The sequence below is a fragment of the Rhizobium sp. TRM96647 genome, assembly GCF_025780115.1.
Lineage (GTDB): Bacteria > Pseudomonadota > Alphaproteobacteria > Rhizobiales > Rhizobiaceae > Mycoplana.
The window spans coordinates 1-19,806 of record NZ_JAOXHF010000011.1 but is presented as its reverse complement, the minus strand read 5'-3'; the positions used below and the strand labels follow the sequence as shown (position 1 = coordinate 19,806).

16 protein-coding genes are annotated in these 19,806 nt (G+C 65.7%); 10 read left to right on the top strand and 6 right to left on the bottom strand.

Going from position 1 to position 19,806, the window contains the following annotated elements:
* Positions 1-104: 104 nt before the first annotated feature.
* Complete coding sequence (locus tag OCK02_RS18410) at positions 105-449, bottom strand: hypothetical protein (RefSeq protein WP_318530145.1); 345 nt, start codon at positions 447-449, stop codon at positions 105-107.
* Positions 450-489: 40 nt separating this feature from the next.
* On the bottom strand, positions 490-2,931 hold the full coding sequence (locus OCK02_RS18405) for an arylsulfatase (protein WP_263814298.1): 2,442 nt from the start codon (positions 2,929-2,931) through the stop codon (positions 490-492).
* A gap of 202 nt (positions 2,932-3,133) precedes the next feature.
* On the opposite strand from OCK02_RS18405, the gene OCK02_RS18400 reads away from it, so the two are divergent.
* From OCK02_RS18400 to OCK02_RS18370, 7 genes are all read left to right on the top strand, one after another.
* Positions 3,134-4,387, top strand: coding sequence for an MFS transporter (locus OCK02_RS18400; protein ID WP_263814297.1), 1,254 nt, complete (start codon positions 3,134-3,136; stop codon positions 4,385-4,387).
* A gap of 101 nt (positions 4,388-4,488) precedes the next feature.
* Positions 4,489-5,886, top strand: coding sequence for a multicopper oxidase family protein (locus tag OCK02_RS18395; RefSeq protein WP_263814296.1), 1,398 nt, complete (start codon positions 4,489-4,491; stop codon positions 5,884-5,886).
* A gap of 93 nt (positions 5,887-5,979) precedes the next feature.
* Positions 5,980-7,125: a ribonuclease D gene (rnd, locus tag OCK02_RS18390; protein WP_263814479.1), complete on the top strand. Its 1,146-nt coding sequence runs from the start codon at positions 5,980-5,982 to the stop codon at positions 7,123-7,125.
* 135 nt (positions 7,126-7,260) lie between these two features.
* On the top strand, positions 7,261-7,761 hold the full coding sequence (locus OCK02_RS18385) for a protein-tyrosine phosphatase family protein (protein WP_263814295.1): 501 nt from the start codon (positions 7,261-7,263) through the stop codon (positions 7,759-7,761).
* Between the two features lie 318 nt (positions 7,762-8,079).
* A complete protein-coding gene (locus OCK02_RS18380) occupies positions 8,080-9,438 on the top strand; it encodes an esterase-like activity of phytase family protein (protein ID WP_263814294.1) in 1,359 nt (452 codons plus the stop codon).
* A gap of 94 nt (positions 9,439-9,532) precedes the next feature.
* A complete protein-coding gene (locus OCK02_RS18375) occupies positions 9,533-9,778 on the top strand; it encodes a BrnT family toxin (RefSeq protein ID WP_263814293.1) in 246 nt (81 codons plus the stop codon).
* Positions 9,778-10,089 carry a BrnA antitoxin family protein gene (locus tag OCK02_RS18370; protein WP_263814292.1) on the top strand — a complete coding sequence of 104 codons (312 nt, stop codon included), beginning with the start codon at positions 9,778-9,780 and terminating at the stop codon, positions 10,087-10,089. The genes OCK02_RS18375 and OCK02_RS18370 overlap by 1 nt, the downstream gene beginning before the upstream one ends.
* A gap of 133 nt (positions 10,090-10,222) precedes the next feature.
* On the opposite strand, the gene ppx is transcribed toward OCK02_RS18370, so the two are convergent.
* From ppx to OCK02_RS18350, 4 genes are all read right to left on the bottom strand, one after another.
* Positions 10,223-11,743, bottom strand: a complete 1,521-nt coding sequence (ppx, locus tag OCK02_RS18365; RefSeq protein ID WP_263814291.1) for an exopolyphosphatase — start codon at positions 11,741-11,743, stop codon at positions 10,223-10,225.
* Between the two features lie 12 nt (positions 11,744-11,755).
* Entirely contained in the window at positions 11,756-13,957 is a 2,202-nt protein-coding gene (locus tag OCK02_RS18360) for an RNA degradosome polyphosphate kinase (RefSeq protein ID WP_263814290.1), read from the bottom strand.
* 66 nt (positions 13,958-14,023) lie between these two features.
* Positions 14,024-14,725: a DnaA regulatory inactivator HdaA gene (gene hdaA / locus OCK02_RS18355; protein ID WP_263814289.1), complete on the bottom strand. Its 702-nt coding sequence runs from the start codon at positions 14,723-14,725 to the stop codon at positions 14,024-14,026.
* An 11-nt stretch (positions 14,726-14,736) separates the two neighbouring features.
* The gene (locus OCK02_RS18350) at positions 14,737-15,855 is read right to left on the bottom strand and encodes an AI-2E family transporter (RefSeq protein ID WP_230804420.1); all 1,119 of its coding nucleotides are present in this window, start codon (positions 15,853-15,855) and stop codon (positions 14,737-14,739) included.
* A 335-nt stretch (positions 15,856-16,190) separates the two neighbouring features.
* On the opposite strand from OCK02_RS18350, the gene purM reads away from it, so the two are divergent.
* From purM to OCK02_RS18335, 3 genes are all read left to right on the top strand, one after another.
* Positions 16,191-17,264, top strand: a complete 1,074-nt coding sequence (gene purM / locus OCK02_RS18345) for a phosphoribosylformylglycinamidine cyclo-ligase (RefSeq protein WP_263814288.1) — start codon at positions 16,191-16,193, stop codon at positions 17,262-17,264.
* A complete protein-coding gene (gene purN, locus OCK02_RS18340; RefSeq protein ID WP_263814287.1) occupies positions 17,261-17,929 on the top strand; it encodes a phosphoribosylglycinamide formyltransferase in 669 nt (222 codons plus the stop codon). Before purM ends, purN begins: the two co-directional genes overlap by 4 nt.
* Before the next feature lie 461 nt (positions 17,930-18,390).
* Positions 18,391-19,806, top strand: a 1,416-nt coding sequence (locus OCK02_RS18335; protein ID WP_263814286.1) for a DUF1254 domain-containing protein, incomplete at its 3' end; no start/stop codon positions are given.

The window sequence follows — 19,806 nt, the reverse complement described above, 5'->3', positions numbered from 1 at the left end:
GAACGGCGACCAGTATGACCCGACGACGAGCGGCGGGCATGGCCGGCGGAGCGTGCGCTTGATTCGATTGCCGAAATTCCGTCCGCCGTCCCGCAGACGGCGCTTCATTTCCCGCCCGCGGCCAGCAGGACCGTGAGAACGGCATGGAAGACGACGGCGGGCCACAGGAAGATGCCGGCGAAGGTGCCGGCGAGGCCGAGCCAGGCCAGATAGAGCGTGGCGGCGGCGCTGTAGAAGAGCATGGCCTGCAGCGGCGAGCCGCGCCAGCAGGCGATCGCCAGCGCGATCAGGGCAAGGCCGGCCACCCGCGCCGCCGGAACGCCCGCGCCATCGATCTCCGCGCCGAGGAGAAGCCGCCCGACGAAGGACGGCGTGGCCAGCAAGGCCAGCCCCGTCGCCGCTTCGCCGGCGGCTGCGACCATCAGCGTCGCGTGTCTCGACAGGATCACCGCGATTGCCTTTCACCCTGCCCGTCCGGCCATCGGGCCGTCACGGGGCCGCCTTCGGCTGCTCCCCGAGCTTGAAGGTCAGCCGGTCGATCTTGCCGGTAAACCGGAACGGCACGTCATAGCGATATTCCAGCATCGCCACGCCGGAGCGCGTGTCGAGGCCGACGTCGAAGCTCTCGTCTTCCGGGAAGGTGACGGGCGTGCCGTGCTCCAGGACGTTGCTCGCGACCTCTTTGCCGTCGACCGAGAGCGTGCCCTTGCCGCCCTTGCCGAGTTCCGGACCGTCCGAGACGAAGTCGAAGACGATCGTGTGCCGGCCGGCGTCGAGTGTCGGCCCCTCCCAGGCGGTGCGCTTGAGATCCAGCAGGTTGTAGAGGAAGACGACCTTGCCCTTGCCGAACCCCAGTTCGCCCTTGCTGAGCAACAATGCGTATCCGCCGAAGCGCCCGCCCTCGGTGACGATGACGCCCTCGGCGCCGCCATCCGGGATCTCGACCTCGGCGGTGATGGTGTAGGACCTGTTCAGGATGCTGGGCGCGGCACTCTTCGGCACGCCGCTGAGTTCGCCGGAGTAGCTGAACTCGGTCCGGCCCGCCGTCAGGCTCGGACGGGCGGCGTTCCAGCGCGCCAGCGTCGAATTGTCGAGCGGCAGCACGTCGTACTTCGCTGCTTCCGAATAGAAGAGCGCCTGCATCTCCTTCAGCTTGTCCGGCATCGATGCGGCGAGGTCGTTGGACTGGGTGGGATCCTCGGCGACGTTGTAGAGTTCCCACGCATAGCCGGTGATCACGTCCGGCGGCGCCTTGGTGCTCAGTTCCCACGGCAGCGTCGCCGGCGTCGTCGCCGCCACCCAGCCCTCGTCATAGATGGCGCGGTTGCCGAGCATCTCGAAATATTGCGTCTTGCGGGCAGACGGCGCGGTCTCGTTCGCCTTGTCGAAGGCATAGGCCATGCTGACGCCATCCATCGGGCGCTGCCTGATGCCGTCGATGGTGTCCGGCTGGGCTATGCCGGTCACCTCCAGGATGGTCGGCGCGATGTCGATGAAGTGATGGAACTGCCGGCGGATGCCGCCGGCATCGGTGATGTGGCCGGGCCACGACACCGCCATGCCCTGCGCCGTGCCGCCGAAATGCGACGGCACCTGCTTCATCCACTTGAACGGCGTGCCCATGGCCCAGGCCCAGCCGGCGGAGAAATGCGGGAAGGTGCGGTCGGAGCCCCAGAACTCGTACCAGAGATACTGGTCCTTCACCGGCACCGGGATGCCGTTGAAGGTGGTGAACTCGTTCGGCGTGCCGTTGACCATGCCCTCGGCGCTCGCGCCGTTGTCGCCGCTGATATAGATGACCAGCGTGTCGTTCCATTCGCCGAGATCCTCGACCGCCTGGATCACCCGGCCGATCTCGTGGTCGGTATAGGCGAGATAGGCGCCGTAGATGTCCGCCTGTTTGACGAACAGTTTCCTCTGCTCGAAGTCGAGACTGTCCCATTGCGGCAGTTCCTTCGGCCAGGGTGTCAGCTTCGCGTTTTCGGGCATGATGCCGAGCCGCTTCTGGTTGGCGAAGATCGTCTCGCGCAGCTTGTTCCAGCCCTCGTCGAAGAGGTGCATGCCGGAGATCCGGTCGATCCATTCCGGCGTGGGATGATGCGGGGCGTGGCTGCCGCCGGGCACGTAGTAGACGAAGAACGGCTTGTCGGGCGCGATCTCCTTCATCTGCTTCATGTACTGGATCGCGTCGTCCGCCATCGCCGTCGTCAGGTTCCAGGAGGGATTGCCCTCGAAGGGGTAGATGGCCGTGGTGTTGCGATAGAGGTTCGGCTGCCACTGGCTGGCGTCGCCGCCGACGAAGCCGTAGAAATAGTCGAAGCCCATGCCGTTCGGCCACTGGTCGAAGGGCCCCGCCTGGCTCGCCTGGTAGAAGGGCGTGTTGTGGTCCTTGCCGAACCACGAGGTGGCGTAGCCGTTTTCCTTCAGGATCGTGCCGATCGTGCCGCACTCCTTGCGGATGATCGAATCGTAGCCCGGAAAACCGGTGGCGATCTCGCCGACGACCCCGAAGCCCGCCACATGATGATTTCGCCCGGTGATCAGGGCAGCGCGCGAAGGCGAGCAGAGCGAGGTGGAGTGGAAATTGGTGAACCGCAGCCCCTCCTCCGCGATGCGGTCGAGTGCTGGCGTCGGAATGACGCCGCCGAAGGTGGACGGCGCTCCGAAACCGACGTCGTCGGTCATGATGAGCAGCACGTTCGGCGCGCCTTTGGGCGGCACGATGCGCGGCGCCCACCAGGGTCTGGAGTCTGCCGCCTTCTCCTTGATGACCCCGCCGAAGGCCGGGTCCGGCGGTGGAAGCTGCCGGCCCTCGATCGTCGTCGTGGCGCTTGGCGTGCCGGGCACGCCATTGACCTCCTGCGCCCAGCCGAAGGTGCAACCGAGGGCGAGGAAGCCTGCGCCCGCAAGCAAGGTGCGACCGATGCTCATTCCGCAATCCCCCCGAATAGAAAGACCCCATATTATTAGTATACACTAATATTAAGACTGTTGCCGAGTTCGCCCGCATGGCTTTCCTGCGGCGGCGGCAAATATTTCTCCGGTGCCCGGAATTGCCCTGTCGCGGGCACGGTTTCGCCTGTAGACATTGCTATCCCCGTGCGGCGCCCCGATTCCCCTCCCCGGCAGCAGAATGAGCCACATTCGCCCCCTCGTTCCCCTTCTGATCACCGCCGGCATCCTGATCGGCGGCAACGGACTGCAGGGGACCTTCATTTCGCTGCGCGCCTCGCATGAGGGGTTTTCGACCTCGCTGATCGGCCTCGTCGGCGCCGGCTACAACATCGGGTTTGCGGTCGGCTGCATCTACGTGACCCGGGTGCTGCGGGCGATCGGGCATATCCGCACGTTCTCGGCGATGGCGGCGATCGCCTCGGCCTCGGCGATCGCGATGCTTCTGGTGATCGACCCGACCTTCTGGTTCTTCATGCGGCTGCTCGCGGGGCTCTGTTTCGCCAGCCTGTTCGCGACCGTCGAGAGCTGGCTGAACGCCAGCGTCACCAATGCCAACCGGGCGCGCACGCTCTCGCTCTACCGCCTCGTCGACCTCGGCTCGGTGACGGCGGCGCAATATCTGATCCCGGGCGTCGGCATCGGCGGCTTCCAGCTGTTCGCCATCATCTCGATGGCGCTGACGCTGTCGCTGGTGCCGATCTCGCTCGCCGACCGCTCCGCGCCGGTCGCGCCCGAGGCGATCCGCTTCGACGTCAAGAAGCTCTGGAACATCTCGCCGCTGGCGACGATCGGCTGCATCGTCGTCGGCCTGACGAACGCCGCCTTCCGCTCGCTCGGGCCTATCTACGGCGAGGAGATCGGGCTGTCGGTGACCGAGATCGCGAGCTTCATGAGCGCCGGCATCATCGGCGGCGTGGTGCTGCAATATCCGCTCGGGCTCTATTCGGACAAGCTCGACCGGCGCGTGATCATCCTCGTCGCCACGCTCGGCGCCACGCTCGCGGCCCTGTTCCTGGCGATCTTCGCCGGCGGCGACGAATGGATGAACCTCGCCGGCATCTTCGTCTTCGGTGCGTTTGCCATGCCGCTCTACTCGCTCTGCTCGGCGCATGCCAACGACCATGCCGGCGAAGGCGAACATGCGCTGGTCTCCGCCGGCATGCTGTTCTTCTGGTCGATCGGCGCGATCATCGGGCCGCTGTTCGCCTCGGTGCTGCTCGACATCTTCGGCCCGGACGCGATGTTCATCTACATGGCCGTGGTCATGGTGATGTTCATGGCCTACACGGTGCTGCGCATGGGCGCGCGGCCGGGCGTGCCGGCCGAACAGCGGCACGGGCGCTTCCGCAACCTCCTGCGCACCTCGGCCTTCTTCAACAAGCTCGCCGGCGCGGAGCGCAACGGCAAAGGGCCCGGCGGCAAGAGGCGGTGAGCCTGCGACATCTGGTTCCGGCCCGCCATATTGATGAGTGCGCCGATCAGGATTATGCAGGAGCATCTTCCAGGAGCATCATCAAAGACCGGGACCCGCCCATGCCGATCAGCCGCCGCACGCTTCTGAAGAGTTCCGCGATCGCCGCCGGCGCCTACGGCGCGGGGCTGGCCTTGCCCGCAGTGCGCCGCGCGATCGCCGGCGCCCCGGAAGACCTCGTCGCCTACGAGTCCAGTGCGCTCCTGACCGGCGAGGCCGCGACCGGGGGGATGATGTCCTACGGGCTCGGTGCTGCGGGCGAAGGGGCGCCGCCGGTGCTGCGGATGCGCAAGGGCGAGGACTTCTCGGCGCGGCTGGTGAATCGGCTGAAGGAGCCGACCACCGTGCACTGGCACGGTCTCAGGATCGCCAACGCCATGGACGGCGTTCCGGAGATGACGCAGCCCTATGTCTATCCCGGCGATACGTTCGACTACCGCTTCACCCCGCCCGACGCCGGCACCTTCTGGTATCACCCCCACTGCAACACGCTGACGCAGATGGGGCGCGGGCTGACCGGCGTCATCGTCGTCGAGGACTCGGCCGATCCGGTGTTCGACGCGGAGATCGTGCTCAACCTGCGCGACTTCCGGCTCGGCGGCGACGGCCAGTTCATCGCCCCGTTCAAGCCGCGCGACGCCGCCCGCAGCGGCACCTTCGGCACGGTGCGCACCACCAACTGGCGCGCCGCGCCCGCCTATGACGCGCCGGCGGGCGGGCTGGTCCGCATCCGCATCGCCGCCACCGACGTCACCCGCATCTACAGGCTCGCCCTTGCGGGCGGGGCGGGCAAGGTGATCGCCCTCGACGGCAATCCGCTGCAGGCGCCGGTGCCGCTCGACCTGCAGGACGTCGGCCCCGGCCAGCGGCTGGACTTCGTGCTGCGCATGCCGGATGGCGAGGGCGAGGTCGCCACGCTCACCAACGTCAAGGGCAGCACGCCTTGGACGATCGCGACGTTCCGCGCGGTCGGCGCGAGTGCGAAACGGTCGCTCGACGACGCCGGGCCGCTGCCTTCCAACCCGATCCCGGTCGCCGACCTCAAGGCTGCCGAGATCATCCCGATGGAATTCACCGCCACCGCCGAGCACGGGGCGAGGGAAAGCATCTGCGGCTCGCTGGGCTACACGTTCTGGGCGATCAACAGGGTCGCCTGGCCGGGCGACACGGCGGACGGCGTGGCGCCGCTGGCCGAGCTGAAGCTCGGCAGGAGCTACGTCTTCCGGGTCGCCAACCGCACGCCGCATGCGCACCCGGTCCACCTGCACGGCATGAGCTTCCACATCGTCGCCTCCAACCAGCCGCGGCTTCTCGGTCACGCCACCGACACGATCCTGCTGCAGCCTGACGAGACCGTCGACCTCGCGCTCGTCGCCGACAATCCCGGCCAGTGGATGCTCCATTGCCACATCATCGAGCACCAGAAGACCGGCATGAGCAGTTACGTTACGGTAACCTGAGCGCCGTCCGCAGTTTTTGATTGTGGCAAAATGGTGGAGCGGGTAAATCATCTGATCTTTGAAACCAGCCGTCGCCCGAGCAGATTGATGCAGATCATCGAAACAACCGCAGCCCTGGCCGAAGCCTGTGCGCTGCTCGCAAAGTCCGACTACCTGACCATCGATACGGAATTCCTGCGCGAGACCACCTTCTGGCCGGAGCTTTGCCTGATCCAGATGGCGGGCCCCGAGACGGCGGTGATCGTCGATCCGATGGCCAAGGGCATCGATCTCGCCCCCTTCTTCGCGCTGATGGCCGACAGCAGCGTCGTCAAGGTGTTCCATGCCGCCCGGCAGGACCTGGAGATCATCTACAATCTCGGCAAGCTGATCCCGCATCCGATCTTCGACACCCAGGTCGCCGCCATGGTCTGCGGCTTCGGCGACAGCGTCTCCTACGACCAGCTGGTGCAGAAGACCAAGGGCGTGCAGATCGACAAGTCGTCGCGCTTCACCGACTGGAGCCGCCGGCCGCTGACGGACAAGCAGCTCGAATACGCGCTGGCCGACGTCACCCACCTGCGCGACGTCTACCAGTTCCTGAAGGCCAGGCTGGAACAGGACGACCGCAGCCTCTGGGTCGCCGAGGAGATGGCGGTTCTGGAGGCGCCCGGCACCTACGACATCCACCCTGATGACGCCTGGCGGCGGCTGAAGATGCGGGTGAAGAAACCAATGGAACTGCTTGTCCTGCAAAAGGTCGCGGCCTGGCGGGAACGAGAGGCGCGCGGGCGCAACGTGCCGCGCTCGCGCATTATCAAGGACGACACGATCTACGAGATCGCCCAGCAGCAGCCGGCCGACGCCGAGGCGCTCGGGCGGCTTCGCACGATCCCCAAGGGCTGGGAACGCTCGCAGTCGGGTTCAGCGCTGCTGGAGGCGATCCGCGAGGCGCTGGACACGCCGAAGACGGACCTGCCCCGCCTGCCCCGCCAGCCGCACGTGCCCGAGGGCGCCGCCGCCGCCAGCGAGATGCTCAAGGTGCTGTTGAAGCTCGTCTCCGAGAAGCAGGGCGTCGCCGCCAAGATCATCGCCAACAGCGACGACCTGGAGAAGATCGCCATCGACGGCGAGGACGCCGAGGTCCCCGCGCTGCACGGGTGGCGGCGGGAGCTGTTCGGCAACGTCGCCCTCGACCTGATCGGCGGCAAGGTGGGCCTGCGCTTCGTCAACAAGAAGATCGAGGCGGTCGAGCTTTAGGGAGCGGTTTCGCTTCCTGACGGCACGGCTTTCGTCCGCTCGCCGCGACCGCGCTCGTGCGACTTGCCATGGGCGGGCGCCAATGGCTTCGCGATCAGCGTTTCGCGACATCCGGCAAACGCGTACAATACCGTCATGGACACGGTGGAACCCTTCAGGATCGCGACCGTAGCGCTTGTGGACGGCGGGCGGATCGGCATCAGCCGCATCCCGGGCCGCAACGACGCCTATGACGGCGACCTGCAGGCGATCTCGGACTGGGGCGCGCAGACGGTCGTCTCCATGACCGATCGCAGCGAGATGGTGGCGCGCGGCTGCGAGGACCTCGGGCTCAGGCTCGCCGCCCGCGGCATCGGCTGGTTCCATTTCCCGATCCGTGACTTCGGCGGGCCGACCGGCGGCGGGCTCGTGGAATGGCCCGGCCTGTCGGCGCAGTTGCACGAGATCCTCGACGAGGGCGGCGCGGTCCTCGTCCACTGCCATGGCGGCCACGGCCGCGCCGGCATGGTGGCGCTGCGGCTGCTGGTCGAGCGCGGCGAGGCGCCCGAGGCGGCGTTGAAGCGCATCCGCGCGGTCCGGCCGGGCGCCGTGCAGACCGACGCACAGTATCGCTGGGCGGCTTCCGCGGCCGGGTGACCGACGCCGGCCGGCGATGATCCGGCGGGGACGCGGAAAACCCCTCCCCACCCTCCCCACCTTCCCCACAAGGGAGAGGGACTAACCCGGACGCGTCGCCGAGATTGCCATTCGGCGGGCGCATGCAGCGGACCTCCCCCCATTGCCGGAGATGCCCGGCGGGGCAGAAGGGCGGTTGCATCGGCGATTGCCCCGGCAGACACCTGACCCGGCCCCGCCTCTGGGGACGGTCACGAAAGCTTCAAGCAACTGTCAAGCCGCGTTCACGCGGTCCTCCTATCGGGTTGCTCGCAATGCCAACCCAATGGGGACCCTTCGATGACCAGAACCTTGCTGACCACCGCTGCCCTTTCGCTTCTGATGGCGGGCGCCGCCCTTGCCGAGGAGAAGGAATTTTCGGCCACGCTGAAGGCGCACGCGATCCTGCCGGCCAACACGATCATTGCCGCCCCGGCAGACGCCGCCGACTACCTGAAGACGTCCGGCAAGTTCTCCACCGCCGACCGCAAGCGCGCCGAGACGCCCGGCACCGTCATGGGCAAGGACGGCGTGCGCGAGACGGGCCTGGCGCTTCCCTTCGACGGCCAGCCGATGCAGGGCTTCTCCGGCATCAAGACCATGGACGACGGCACCTTCTGGTCGCTGTCGGACAACGGCTTCGGCAGCAAGCTCAACTCCTCCGACGCCATGCTGATGATCCACAACATCCGCCTCGACTGGGACAAGGGTACGCTGGAACCGGTCAGGACCGTATTCCTCTCCGACCCGGACCGGAAGGCGCCCTTCCCGATCGTCATGGAAGGCGCCGGGAAGCGCTACCTCACCGGCGCCGACTTCGACGTCGAATCGATCCAGCCGGTCGCCGACGGCTTCTGGATCGGCGAGGAATTCGGTCCCTACATTCTGAAGTTCGACCTCGAGGGCAGGCTGACCGATGTGATCGCCACGGAAGTCGACGGCAAGCCGGTGACCTCGCCGGACAATCCGACGCTCACAGTCCAGGCCGATCCCTCCAAGCAGATGCCGGCCTTCAACCTCAAGCGCTCCGGCGGCTATGAGGGCCTTGCCCTGTCGAAGGACGGCACCAAGCTCTACGGCCTGCTGGAAGGCCCGATCTGGACCGACAACGAGAGCGTCGAGCAGGCGGACGGCCGCCCGGCGCTGCGCATCATCGAGCTCGACGTAGCCTCCAAGGCCTGGACCGGCCGCAGCTGGCTCTATCCGCTGGCCGAGGGCGGCGAGGCGATCGGCGACTTCAACATGCTGGACGAAACGACGGCGCTGGTGATCGAGCGCGACAACGGCGCCGGCACGGCGGACAGGGCCTGCGCCGATCCGAAGGAGCCTAAGCCCGACTGCTTCGCCGTCGCCTCCAAGGTGAAGCGGATCTACAAGATCGCCATGACCGGGGAGAACGTCGGCAAGGCCGTGCGCAAGATCGGCTATATCGACCTGCTCAAGATCGCCGACCCCGACAACAAGAAGCGCCAGGGCGGCGGCGACGGCTTCTACGATATGCCGTTCGTCACGATCGAGAACGTCGACCGCGTGGACGTGACCCACATCGTCGTGGGCAACGACAACAACCTGCCCTTCTCCGCCGGCCGTTCGCTCGACAAGGCCGACGACAACGAGTTCGTGCTTCTGGAAGTGGGCGAGTTGCTGAAGGCTGAGTGACAAGGACAGGAGGCTCCCGCCCCTTCGCGGGAGCCTCATTTTCGTACATACAATATTCATTGCCCGATGACATGAATTATCGTACATACATTTTATGAAGATCGTGTGGGACGAACCGAAGCGCGTTGCCAACCTCGAAAAGCACGGCCTCGACTTCACCGCACTGTCCCTCGAGTTCTTCCTTGCCTCGGTCGTGATCCCGGCGAAGGATGGACGCTCCAAGGCGATCGGCCGTCTGCGGGACGGCACCGTCGTCGTGATCTTCTTGACGCTCGGCACCGAGGCGCTTTCCGTCATTTCGATGCGCCCTGCCCGCAAGGACGAAAGGAGCCTGCTCTGATGGCCAGCAAAATCCAGACCCCAGAGGAATTCCAGCCTGGACGCGGTTACGCGAAAGAGGACTGGGACGCCGTCTCCGATAATCCGCCACTGACGGAGGAGGAGATGAAGCAGGCGCGGCCCTTCAAGGACGCCTTCCCGGAAATTGCGGAGAAGATGGAGAGAGCGATCCGCGGTCGCCCCAAGGCTGAACAGACGAAGACGCCGGTCACTATCCGGCTCGACCCTGATATTGTCGATCATTACAAAGCCACCGGAAAAGGCTGGCAGAGCCGGATGAACGACGATTTGCGCAAGGCAGCCGGGCTCTAACGCGCGTCGCCATCTTTCAGATTCGCGCCCGCGCATTGGTGTCGGCCCGGGTTAGATTGCAGCCTTCTTCGTCCCGTTGCCGCCAAGGTTCGTCCCGTTGCCGCCAAGGTTCGTCCGGAACAGGTGCGCACCGTCACTCGAACCTGAACGCCAATTTCAGCCCTGTGAGCTTGGCCAGTTGCTGCAGCCGGCCCTCGATGCGTTCGCCGGAGAAATCGGCGTATTCGGCGGGGACGACAAAGTCGAGGTCGGTGTCCGGGGCGATCGACGGGCGGACCTGCAATCTGGGGACGACGCCGGGCATGGAGGCGGAGAACAGGTAGACGATGCGCAGGAGGCCGCCGAGCAGCTTGGAGAGCATCAACATGCGCGGCGTGGCGATCGCCGCCAGCGGGCTGGTGGCGCCGTCGTCGTAGAGGCCCTCGAAACGGTAGTAGTTGGCCAGTGCGATATAGGCGCGGCCGGAATGGGTGATGCCGGTGAAGGTGCCGTGCGAGATGATGTTGAGCGCCTGCAGGCCGCGGTAGTCGGGATGGGCGCGCCAGCTGATATCGGCGAGCAGGCAGGCGGCCCGACGGTAGCGCGCCTCCTGCGCGGTTTCCTCGATGCCGAACTGCGGCATGACGCGGCCGGTCCAGTCCGCCAGTTCGCGGGCATGCTCGGGCGAGCGGGCGCGCAGGATCGCCAGTTCCTCCGCCGCCGCCAGCAGCGGGTCGCGCTGCTTCTCCTTCTCGGGCAGAAGCGAATAGAGATAGCCCTCGCGCACGCCTTGCGAGGAAAAGGACACTTTCGACGGGCGCATCAGCGCGATCGTCTCCTGCATGGCGACGGCGCCGTAGGGCAGAAGGTTGCGGCGGTTCTTGGAGATGGCGGCGTAGGCCGGATCCTTGGTGTCCTTGGTGGTGACGACGTAGGTGAGAAAGTCCATCGCCCGGTCGTAGGAGATCTCGTAGCCCTGCATCATGTGCAGGGGGTAGTTGTTCAGTTCCATGTGCAGCTTGGCGAGCGAGCGCCAGGTGCCGCCGACGGCATAGAAGGTGCGCCCCTGACCGCGCTTGAGCAGGCCCGCCGTCTTCAGATAACGGCGGGCGATGACACGCGCCTGCGCCACCGAACCGCCCGAGCTTTCCGACAGGCGAATGCCGCCGAGCGGCAGGGTCATCCCGGTGCCGATCGCGTCCCCTGAAACATCGACGAGCTCCAGCGAGCCGCCGCCGAGGTCGCCGACGATGCCGTCCGGATCGTGGAAGCCGCTGATGATGCCGAGCGCGGAGAAATAGGCCTCCTCGGTGCCGGAGAGCACGCGCACCTTGTGTTCGAGGATTTCCTCGGCGCGTTCGATGAAGGCCGGGCCATTTTCCGCCTCGCGGGCGGCGGCGGTGGCAAGCGCATACATCCGCGTCGCCCGCGCCTGCTTCGACAGCGCCTTGAAGCGATGCAGCGCGGCCAGCGCCCGCTCAACGCTGGCATCGTCCATGCGGCCGGTCTTCGCCAGCCCCTTGCCAAGGCCGCACATCACCTTTTCGTTGAAGAGAATGGCCGGCGCGCGACTCATCCCCTCGTAGATGACGAGGCGGACGGAGTTGGACCCGATATCCACCACGGACACCGGGGCGATCCCTGGCAGGCGCCCCTGCGCTTCAGATTCAACCATGCAAATCCAGTTTTACCGTTTGCGCTGGCTCTTCCAGCCGGCGATCGCCTTCGGCGCGCTGGACTTCAGAGCCTCCCCCCGGCCCGACAGGCTGGGGTTCGTCATGAAATATTGCTGCGCATTGAACGGTTCGGTTCCCTGCGGCACCTGCATGCGCCGCGACGTCCCGTCCGACAGGATCTCGTAGCTCTGCTGGTTGTCGATCAGATTGCCAAGCATGATCTGCGATAGAACCTGTTCGTGCACAGTGTGGTTGGTCAGGGGAACGAGCGTCTCGACACGCCGATCCAGGTTGCGCGGCATCAGATCCGCCGAGCCTATATAGACGAGCGCCTTGTCGGAGGGAAGCCCACGGCCGTTGCCGAAGCAGAAGATGCGGGAATGCTCGAGGAAGCGGCCGACGATGGACTTGACGCGGATATTGTCCGACAGGCCCGGGACCTGGGGACGCAGGCAGCAGATGCCGCGCACCACGAGATCGACCTCCACGCCCGCCTGGCTGGCGCGGTAGAGCGCATCGATGATCTCCGGGTCCACCAGCGAGTTCATCTTCATCCAGATCGCGGCGGGCAGGCCGTTCTCGGCGTGCACGATCTCCTCCTCGATGTGCTGGAGGATGCGCGGGCGCAGCGTATGCGGGGAGACGGCGATCTCCATGTCGCGCTCGGGCTCGCCGTAGCCGGTGATGAAGTTGAAGATATTCGCCATGTTGTGGGCGATCGACGGGCTGCAGGTGAAGAAGGACAGGTCGGTATAGATCTTCGCCGTGACCGGATGGTAGTTGCCGGTGCCGAGATGGCAGTAGCTGCGCAGCCTGCCCTCCTCGCGACGGACGACCAGCGACATCTTGGCGTGCGTCTTGAGCTCGATGAAGCCGAAGACGACCTGCACGCCGGCGCGTTCGAGGTCGCGGGCCCAGCGGATGTTGGCCTCCTCGTCGAAGCGGGCCTTGAGCTCCACCAGTGCGGTGACCGACTTTCCGGCCTCGGCCGCGTCGATCAGCGCGCGCACGATCGGGCTGTCGTTGGAGGTGCGATAGAGCGTCTGCTTTATCGCCACGACCTCAGGATCGCGCGCAGCCTGGAGCAGGAACTGGACCACCACATCGAAGGATTCGTAAGGGTGATGGACCACCATGTCCTTCTCGCGGATGGCGGCGAAGCAGTCGCCGGCGTGCTCGCGGACGCGTTCGGGAAATCGGGCATTGTAGGGCTCGAACCGAAGATCGGCGCGCGGGGCCTTGGTGATTTCCGACAGCGTGTTGAGCGCCAGAAGGCCCGGCAGCACCGCCACGCGGTTTTCCGGCACGCCGAGTTCGTTGACGACGAACTGGCGCAGCGACGCCGGCATCTCCGAATCGGTCTCGATGCGGATCACCGAGCCGCGGCGGCGGCGCTTCAGCGCCGTCTCGAAGAAGCGCACGAGATCTTCCGCCTCCTCCTCGACCTCGATGTCGCTGTCGCGGATGATGCGGAAGGTGCCCGAGCCCTGCACTTCATAGCCCGGGAACAGGCGGTCGATGAACAGGCTGACGGCGTCCTCCAGGGTGATGTAGCGGATCGTCGCGCCGTCGTCGGGCAGGCGGATGAAGCGGTCGAGCGCCGGCGGCAGGCGCAGCAGCGCCGTCATCGGCTCGCGCTCCCTCTTGCTGACGAGCTGCAGCCCCATCGAGAAGCCGAGATTGGGGATGAACGGGAACGGGTGGGCCGGATCGATCGACAGCGGCGTCAGGACGGGAAAGATCGACTGCTCGAACTCCTGGGCGAGCCAGTTGCGGTCGTCGCCCTTCAGCGCCGATGGGCGGACGATGACGATGTCTTCCTTGGCGAGATACTGCTGCAGGACGGCGAGCGAGGCCTGCTGCTCCATCTGCAGGTTGTCGATTTCCTTCAGGATATCGTCCAGCTGCTCGGCGGACGTCTTGCCGTCCGGGCTGCGGATGGCGATGCCCTGGCGGACCTGACCCTCCAGCCCGGCGACGCGGACCATGAAGAACTCATCGAGATTGGCTGCCGAGATCGACAGGAAGCGCACACGCTCGAGCAGCGGGTGCGCCGTGTTCAGTGTTTCCTCGAGCACGCGCCGATTGAACTGGAGCCAGGAGAACTCGCGATTGACGAAGCGCTCGGGGCTCTGCATCAGCTCCCGGGTGGCGTCGGAAAGATCGTCCGCCTTGCGCTCCGCGTTTTCTGCTTCAGACGTAACAGCATCCATTTCGACCACCGCCCTGTTGTTTTTGTTCGAGGCTCGTAAAGCAGTTTGACGACGCTTCTGTGACAGTCAATCCCCGGGACCAGGCGCATCGGCGCCGGTCATCTCGCCCAGGACCTCCTGCGCGAGCGCGCGGGTGATGCGGCTGCCGCGCGCGAGCGCCAGCCGGTCGAGCCGTTCCACCGCCTTCTGGGCAGCGTCGAGCGAGCGTTCCATCCGGGCGACCATGTAGGCGACGAGGCGGTCGTCGACGAAGAGCTGGCGGTCGGCGAAGAGCTTGACGATCACCTGCGAGAGCAGTTCGTCGTCCGGTTCGCCGATCTCGACGACGGTTGCCGCCTTCAGCCGCGAACGCAGATCGGGCAGCGTCACCGGCCAGGACATCGGCCAGAGCCGGGACGTCATCAAGAGCGCATGGCCGTTCTGGCGGACATTGTTGATCACGTGGAAGAGCGTGCGGTCGTCGAAGCCGACGCGATCGACGTCCTCGAACAGCACCGGGCCGGCCTCGGCGGCCTGCTCCGCGCCCCGGCCTTCGAGCGCATGGATCTGCGACGCCCCCGAGCGTTCCCGCCAGATGGCGGCAAGGTGCGTCTTGCCCGAGCCGATGGGGCCGGCGAGGATCACCACCGGAGAAGGCCAGTTCGGCCAGGAATCGACCACCGATATCGCCGCGCTCAGCGGGTCCGATACCAGAAGGTCGTCCCGCCCGGACGAGGGGACGTGCTGGAACTCCAGCGGCAGCTGTTCTGCGGGCTTCGACGGTTTCATGCGGCTACTCGTTACGGCTTGCGCCCGGTTGCCGCTTCCTTCTTGCGGACGGCTGGCTTGCGGACGACGGGCGGACTGCCCTGACCGTGATAGAGGTCGCTGTCAAGGTACCGCCGCAGGCCGAAGCGGACAAGCACGCCGATCGCGGCCGAGGCGGGGACGGCGACGAGCAGGCCGACGAAGCCGAACAGCGCACCGAAGGCGAACAGCGCGAACATCAGCCAGACCGGGTGCAGCCCCACCTGCGAGCCGACCAGCTTCGGCTGCAGGATGTTGCCCTCGATGAACTGGCCGGAGAAGAAGATCGCGAGCACCGCGCCGATCCACAGGTAATCGGGCCAGAACTGCACGATGGCGACGCCGACGGACAGCACCAGGCCGACCATGGACCCGACATAGGGGATGAAGCTGATGAGGCCGGCGAAGAGGCCGATCAGCAGGCCGAAATTCAGCCCCACCCCGGTCAGCCCGATGCCGTAGTAGAGGCCGAGGATGATGCAGATCGAGCCCTGGCCGCGGACGAAGCCGGCGATCGCCGTGTCCATCTCGGTCGCAAGCTCGCGCACGGTCGTGACGTGCTCGCGGGGGATCCAGCTGTCCACCTTGGCGATCATCCGGTCCCAGTCGAGAAGCAGGTAGAAGGCGACCACCGGCGTAACGACCAGCAACGAGGCGATGTCCACCAGCGCCAGGCCGGAATTCCAGATCTGCTTGAACACCGTGCCGAGGAAGCCGGCGCCCTCGGCGAGCACGCTGCCGAAGCCCTCCTTGATCGTGCCCATCTGGCTCGAGACCCAGGGCGGCAGGATCTCGGGATTGAAGCTCGTGACCAGCGACTGCAGCTGGGAGATATAGTCCGGCAGCTTGGAGAGAAGGTCGGACGCCTGCGTCGCCAGCAGCGGGATGACGATCATCAGCGACAAGGCGAAGATGATGACGAAGGCGATCAGGATGACGACGGTGGCCATGGTGCGGCTGAGGCCGAGGCGCTCCAGCCGGTCGGCGACGGGATCGAGGAAATAGGCGAGCGCCATGCCGGCGACGAAGGGCAGCAGGATGGAACTGAACACCATCAGGAAGACCACGACGGCGGCCAGCGCCAGCAGCCAGAAGATCACCTGCCGCTTCAGCCCGGCGCCGCTGACATGGCCCGTGCCGGAACCGGCGCCCCCGACAGGCTCGGCAGGCCCGGCCTCGACGGGTGCGACCTTGCTCTTCTGCCGCGCGCTTTCGTAAGCCTTCACCATATCTTCCCTTGCCTGAAATCCGTTGCCGTACTGAGATAGGCCGTTGCGCAGAGCATGGTCAAGGTTGCGGCGGCCGGGAGCGGAGACGGGCCGGCCTCGCCCGGGGCCCGCAGCGTCCGGCAAAACCGTGAAAAAGGCCGCATGCCGGGGCATTGCGCTTGCACTTGTCGCCCCGACGTGCCAATCGGGCGCCATTGCCAGAAAGCGGAGAGCGGACGATGAGCCAGTCTGACAGAAACGGCCTGACCTACAGCGATGCGGGCGTCGACATCGACGCGGGCAACCTGCTGGTCGAGAAGATCAAGCCGGCCGTCCGCTCCACCCGCCGCCCCGGCGCCGACGGCGAGATCGGCGGCTTCGGCGGCCTGTTCGACCTCAAGGCCGCGGGTTTCACCGATCCGGTGCTGGTCGCCGCCAATGACGGCGTCGGCACCAAGCTGAAGATCGCGATCGACGCCGACAGGCACGACACCGTCGGCATCGACCTCGTCGCCATGTGCGTCAACGACCTCGTCGTGCAGGGCGCGGAGCCCCTGTTCTTCCTCGACTACTTCGCCACCGGCAAGCTCGACCCCGACCAGGGGGCCGCGATCGTCGGCGGCATTGCCGAGGGCTGCCGCCAGGCCGGCTGCGCGCTGATCGGCGGCGAGACGGCCGAGATGCCCGGCATGTATGCCGGCGGCGACTACGATCTCGCCGGCTTCGCTGTGGGTGCCGCCGAGCGCGGAAAACTGCTGCCGGCCGGCGACATCGCCGAAGGCGACGTCATCCTCGGGCTCGCCTCCTCCGGCGTCCATTCCAACGGTTATTCGCTGGTGCGCAAGATCGTCTCCCTCTCCGGCCTCGGCTGGGACGCCCCTGCCCCGTTCGCAGAAGGCAAGACGCTGGCGGAAGCGCTGATGACGCCGACGAAGATCTATGTGAAACCGCTTTTGAAGGCGATCCGCGAGACCGGCGCGATCAAGGCCCTCGCCCACATCACCGGCGGCGGCTTTCCCGAAAACATTCCGCGCGTGCTGCCCAAGCACCTCGCAGCCGAGATCGACCTCGACGCGGTGAAGGCGCCGGCCGTCTTCTCCTGGCTGTCCAAGACCGGCGGCGTGGCCGCAACCGAGATGCTGCGCACCTTCAACTGCGGCGTCGGCATGATCGCCGTGGTTGCCGCCGAAGACGTCGAACGCGTCGGCGCCGTGCTTGCCGCCGAGGGCGAGAGCGTCTTCACGCTCGGCCGCATGGTGGCGCGGACGGAAGGCGAAGCCGGCACAAGCTACAAGGGCACCCTCGCCCTATGAGCGCAGGCCTCTCCCGCAAGCGCGTCGCGGCCTTCATCTCCGGCAGCGGCTCGAACATGGTGAGGCTCGCGGAAGCCTGCGCCGACCCGGCCTTCCCGGCCGAGATCGTCGCCGTCTTCTCCGACAAGGCCGACGCCGGCGGACTCGCAAAGGCCGAAGCCCTCGGCATCCCCACCTTCGTCTTTGCGCGCAAGGATTTCGCCTCGAAAGAGGCGCACGAGGAGGCGATCCTCGCCGAACTCGACCGCCAGCAGCCCGACATCGTCTGCCTCGCCGGCTACATGCGCCTGCTCTCCGGCCGCTTCATCTCGCGCCACGAGGGCAGGATCCTCAACATCCACCCCTCGCTGCTACCGCTCTTCCCCGGCCTCGACACCCACCGCCGCGCCATAGAGGCCGGCATGAAGCTCGCCGGCTGCACCGTGCATTTCGTGACGGAAGGCATGGACGAAGGCCCGCAGATCGTCCAGGCGGCGGTGCCGGTGCTTTCCGGCGACACGCCGGCCGACCTGGCCGCGCGGGTGCTCACCGTTGAGCACAAGGCTTATCCGCTGGCGCTGAGGCTGTTCGCGGAGGGCAAGGTGCGGATGGAGGGGGGCCGGGCTGTGGTGACGGGTGCGGCGGTTGGGGAAGCTACGGGCTCGCTGATTTCGCCGGGCATTTGACAGACGGAAGCCCGAGGGGGGCACCGATCGGCCGCAGGCTGGCGACGAGAAGCGGTTGTCTCGACGACGCGTCTGGCCTTCGAGGGTACCCTTGCCCCAGGGATGTTGGAGATCAGGCTCGTCGCCGTCCGTGACGCCGCCTCCGCAGCGCCTCCCTCCACCTCACCCGCCGGAAAATCACTACTTCAAGTTTTGCTATTGAAAAGGCGGCAATCCGATGCACATGATAGCGCGTTCATCGGTTCCCATCGGCGCAACAAAGCATGGGTCGGCTATCTAACGTCCCTTCAATGCGACACCGGGGGATTGCAGGAACCAGTTCGGCCATGGCGACATCCCACTACCAGCTTTGACGCGGCAGTCTGAGAAACAGCATTGAGTGCCCAGGCGGACGGTCGGTGCACTGTGACGGCCGATGTCGTGTCCCCAAGTTTGAATTGTGCACCCACGCGGAGGATTCAATGATCAGGCATTCCATAACCGCAAGCATGATGATCCTTGCCACACAAGCGGCAATTGCGTCGGCCCAGACGTCGCCGGCCATACCCGGGTCTATCTCAACGCCAGATGCCGTCGAAACTCCGATCGGTAAGCTGGAATTCAAGGATGGGGTGCCGACAAGGGAAAGCACCGCCAAACTCTACGACAACCTTGACTTCACCTACGCCTACCGCGCCTTCATGGACAATATGCGCGGTGTCAGCATCCGTGCGCTGCGCAATGGGCTACAAAGCATCGGAGTCAAGGAAAACGAGGTTCTCGTCTTCTCCGACCTGATGGATGCCAAGTCCCTGTTCCTGACGGCGAACGCCGACACGATTTATGTGATGGGTTACCTTGATCTTACGAAGGGGCCCGTGGTGCTCGAGACGCCGCCGGAATTCCTCGGAGCCGTACAGGACGCGTGGTTTCGCTGGGTGGTCGATGTCGGCGCGCCGGGACCTGATCGCGGCGAAGGCGGCAGGTATCTGATCGTACCGCCCGACTACAACGGACCGCTCCCGGAAGGCGGCTTTTACATCGCCCATGCCAAAACCAACACCGTGTTGTGGTTTGGCCGGTCTTTTCTCGACAACCACAGCGATCCCAAGCCGGTCGTCGAGATCATCCGCAAGTCCACCAAGGTCTACCCCTACGAGCCGGGTGGCGTGGGAACGTCGATCGCCGCCTTCCTTTCCGGCAAGGCCAAACTCGGGCAGATCAAACCGCCTCCGGCGACGGTCTTCCACGAGGGTAGCGGTATGGTGGTGAACACGATCCCGCCGAGCGACTGGAGCTACTTCGAACTGCTGAACGAAGTGGTCCAGAGCGAGCCCGCCACCGCGCTCGATGCCGAACTGATGGGGCCATTGGCGTCGATCGGGATTATCAAGGGAAAGCAATTTTCTCCGGACGAACGGATGAAGAAGATCATGACAGCGGCGCTCGCGACTGCCAATGCGACCTCGCGCAGCTTGTTCATGAGTCCGCGCGATCCGAACTGGTTCTACTATCCCAATTCGTCCTGGTTCAATTTCCTGTTCGACACCGGCTACGAGTTCGAAACACCGATCCCGATGATCACCGCGGAAGGGGTAAAACCCTACCCACCGACCGGCTATCGTACCATGGATGCGCGCACAAATTTCTTCTACGGCATAACCGGCATTACGCCGGCCATGGCGATGCGTCTGCCTGGGATCGGCTCACAATACCTGCTCGCCACGACGGACGCGGACAAAAATCATTTCGACGGTGCCAGAACATACAAGGTCACGCTCCCCGAAGGCATTCCGGCGGAAAATTTCTGGTCGTTCACCGTCTACGACAATCTATGGACGCCTCCCGGGCGAGATGAACATTTGGCGGCACTCGGCATTGGATGCGTGAATCTATCC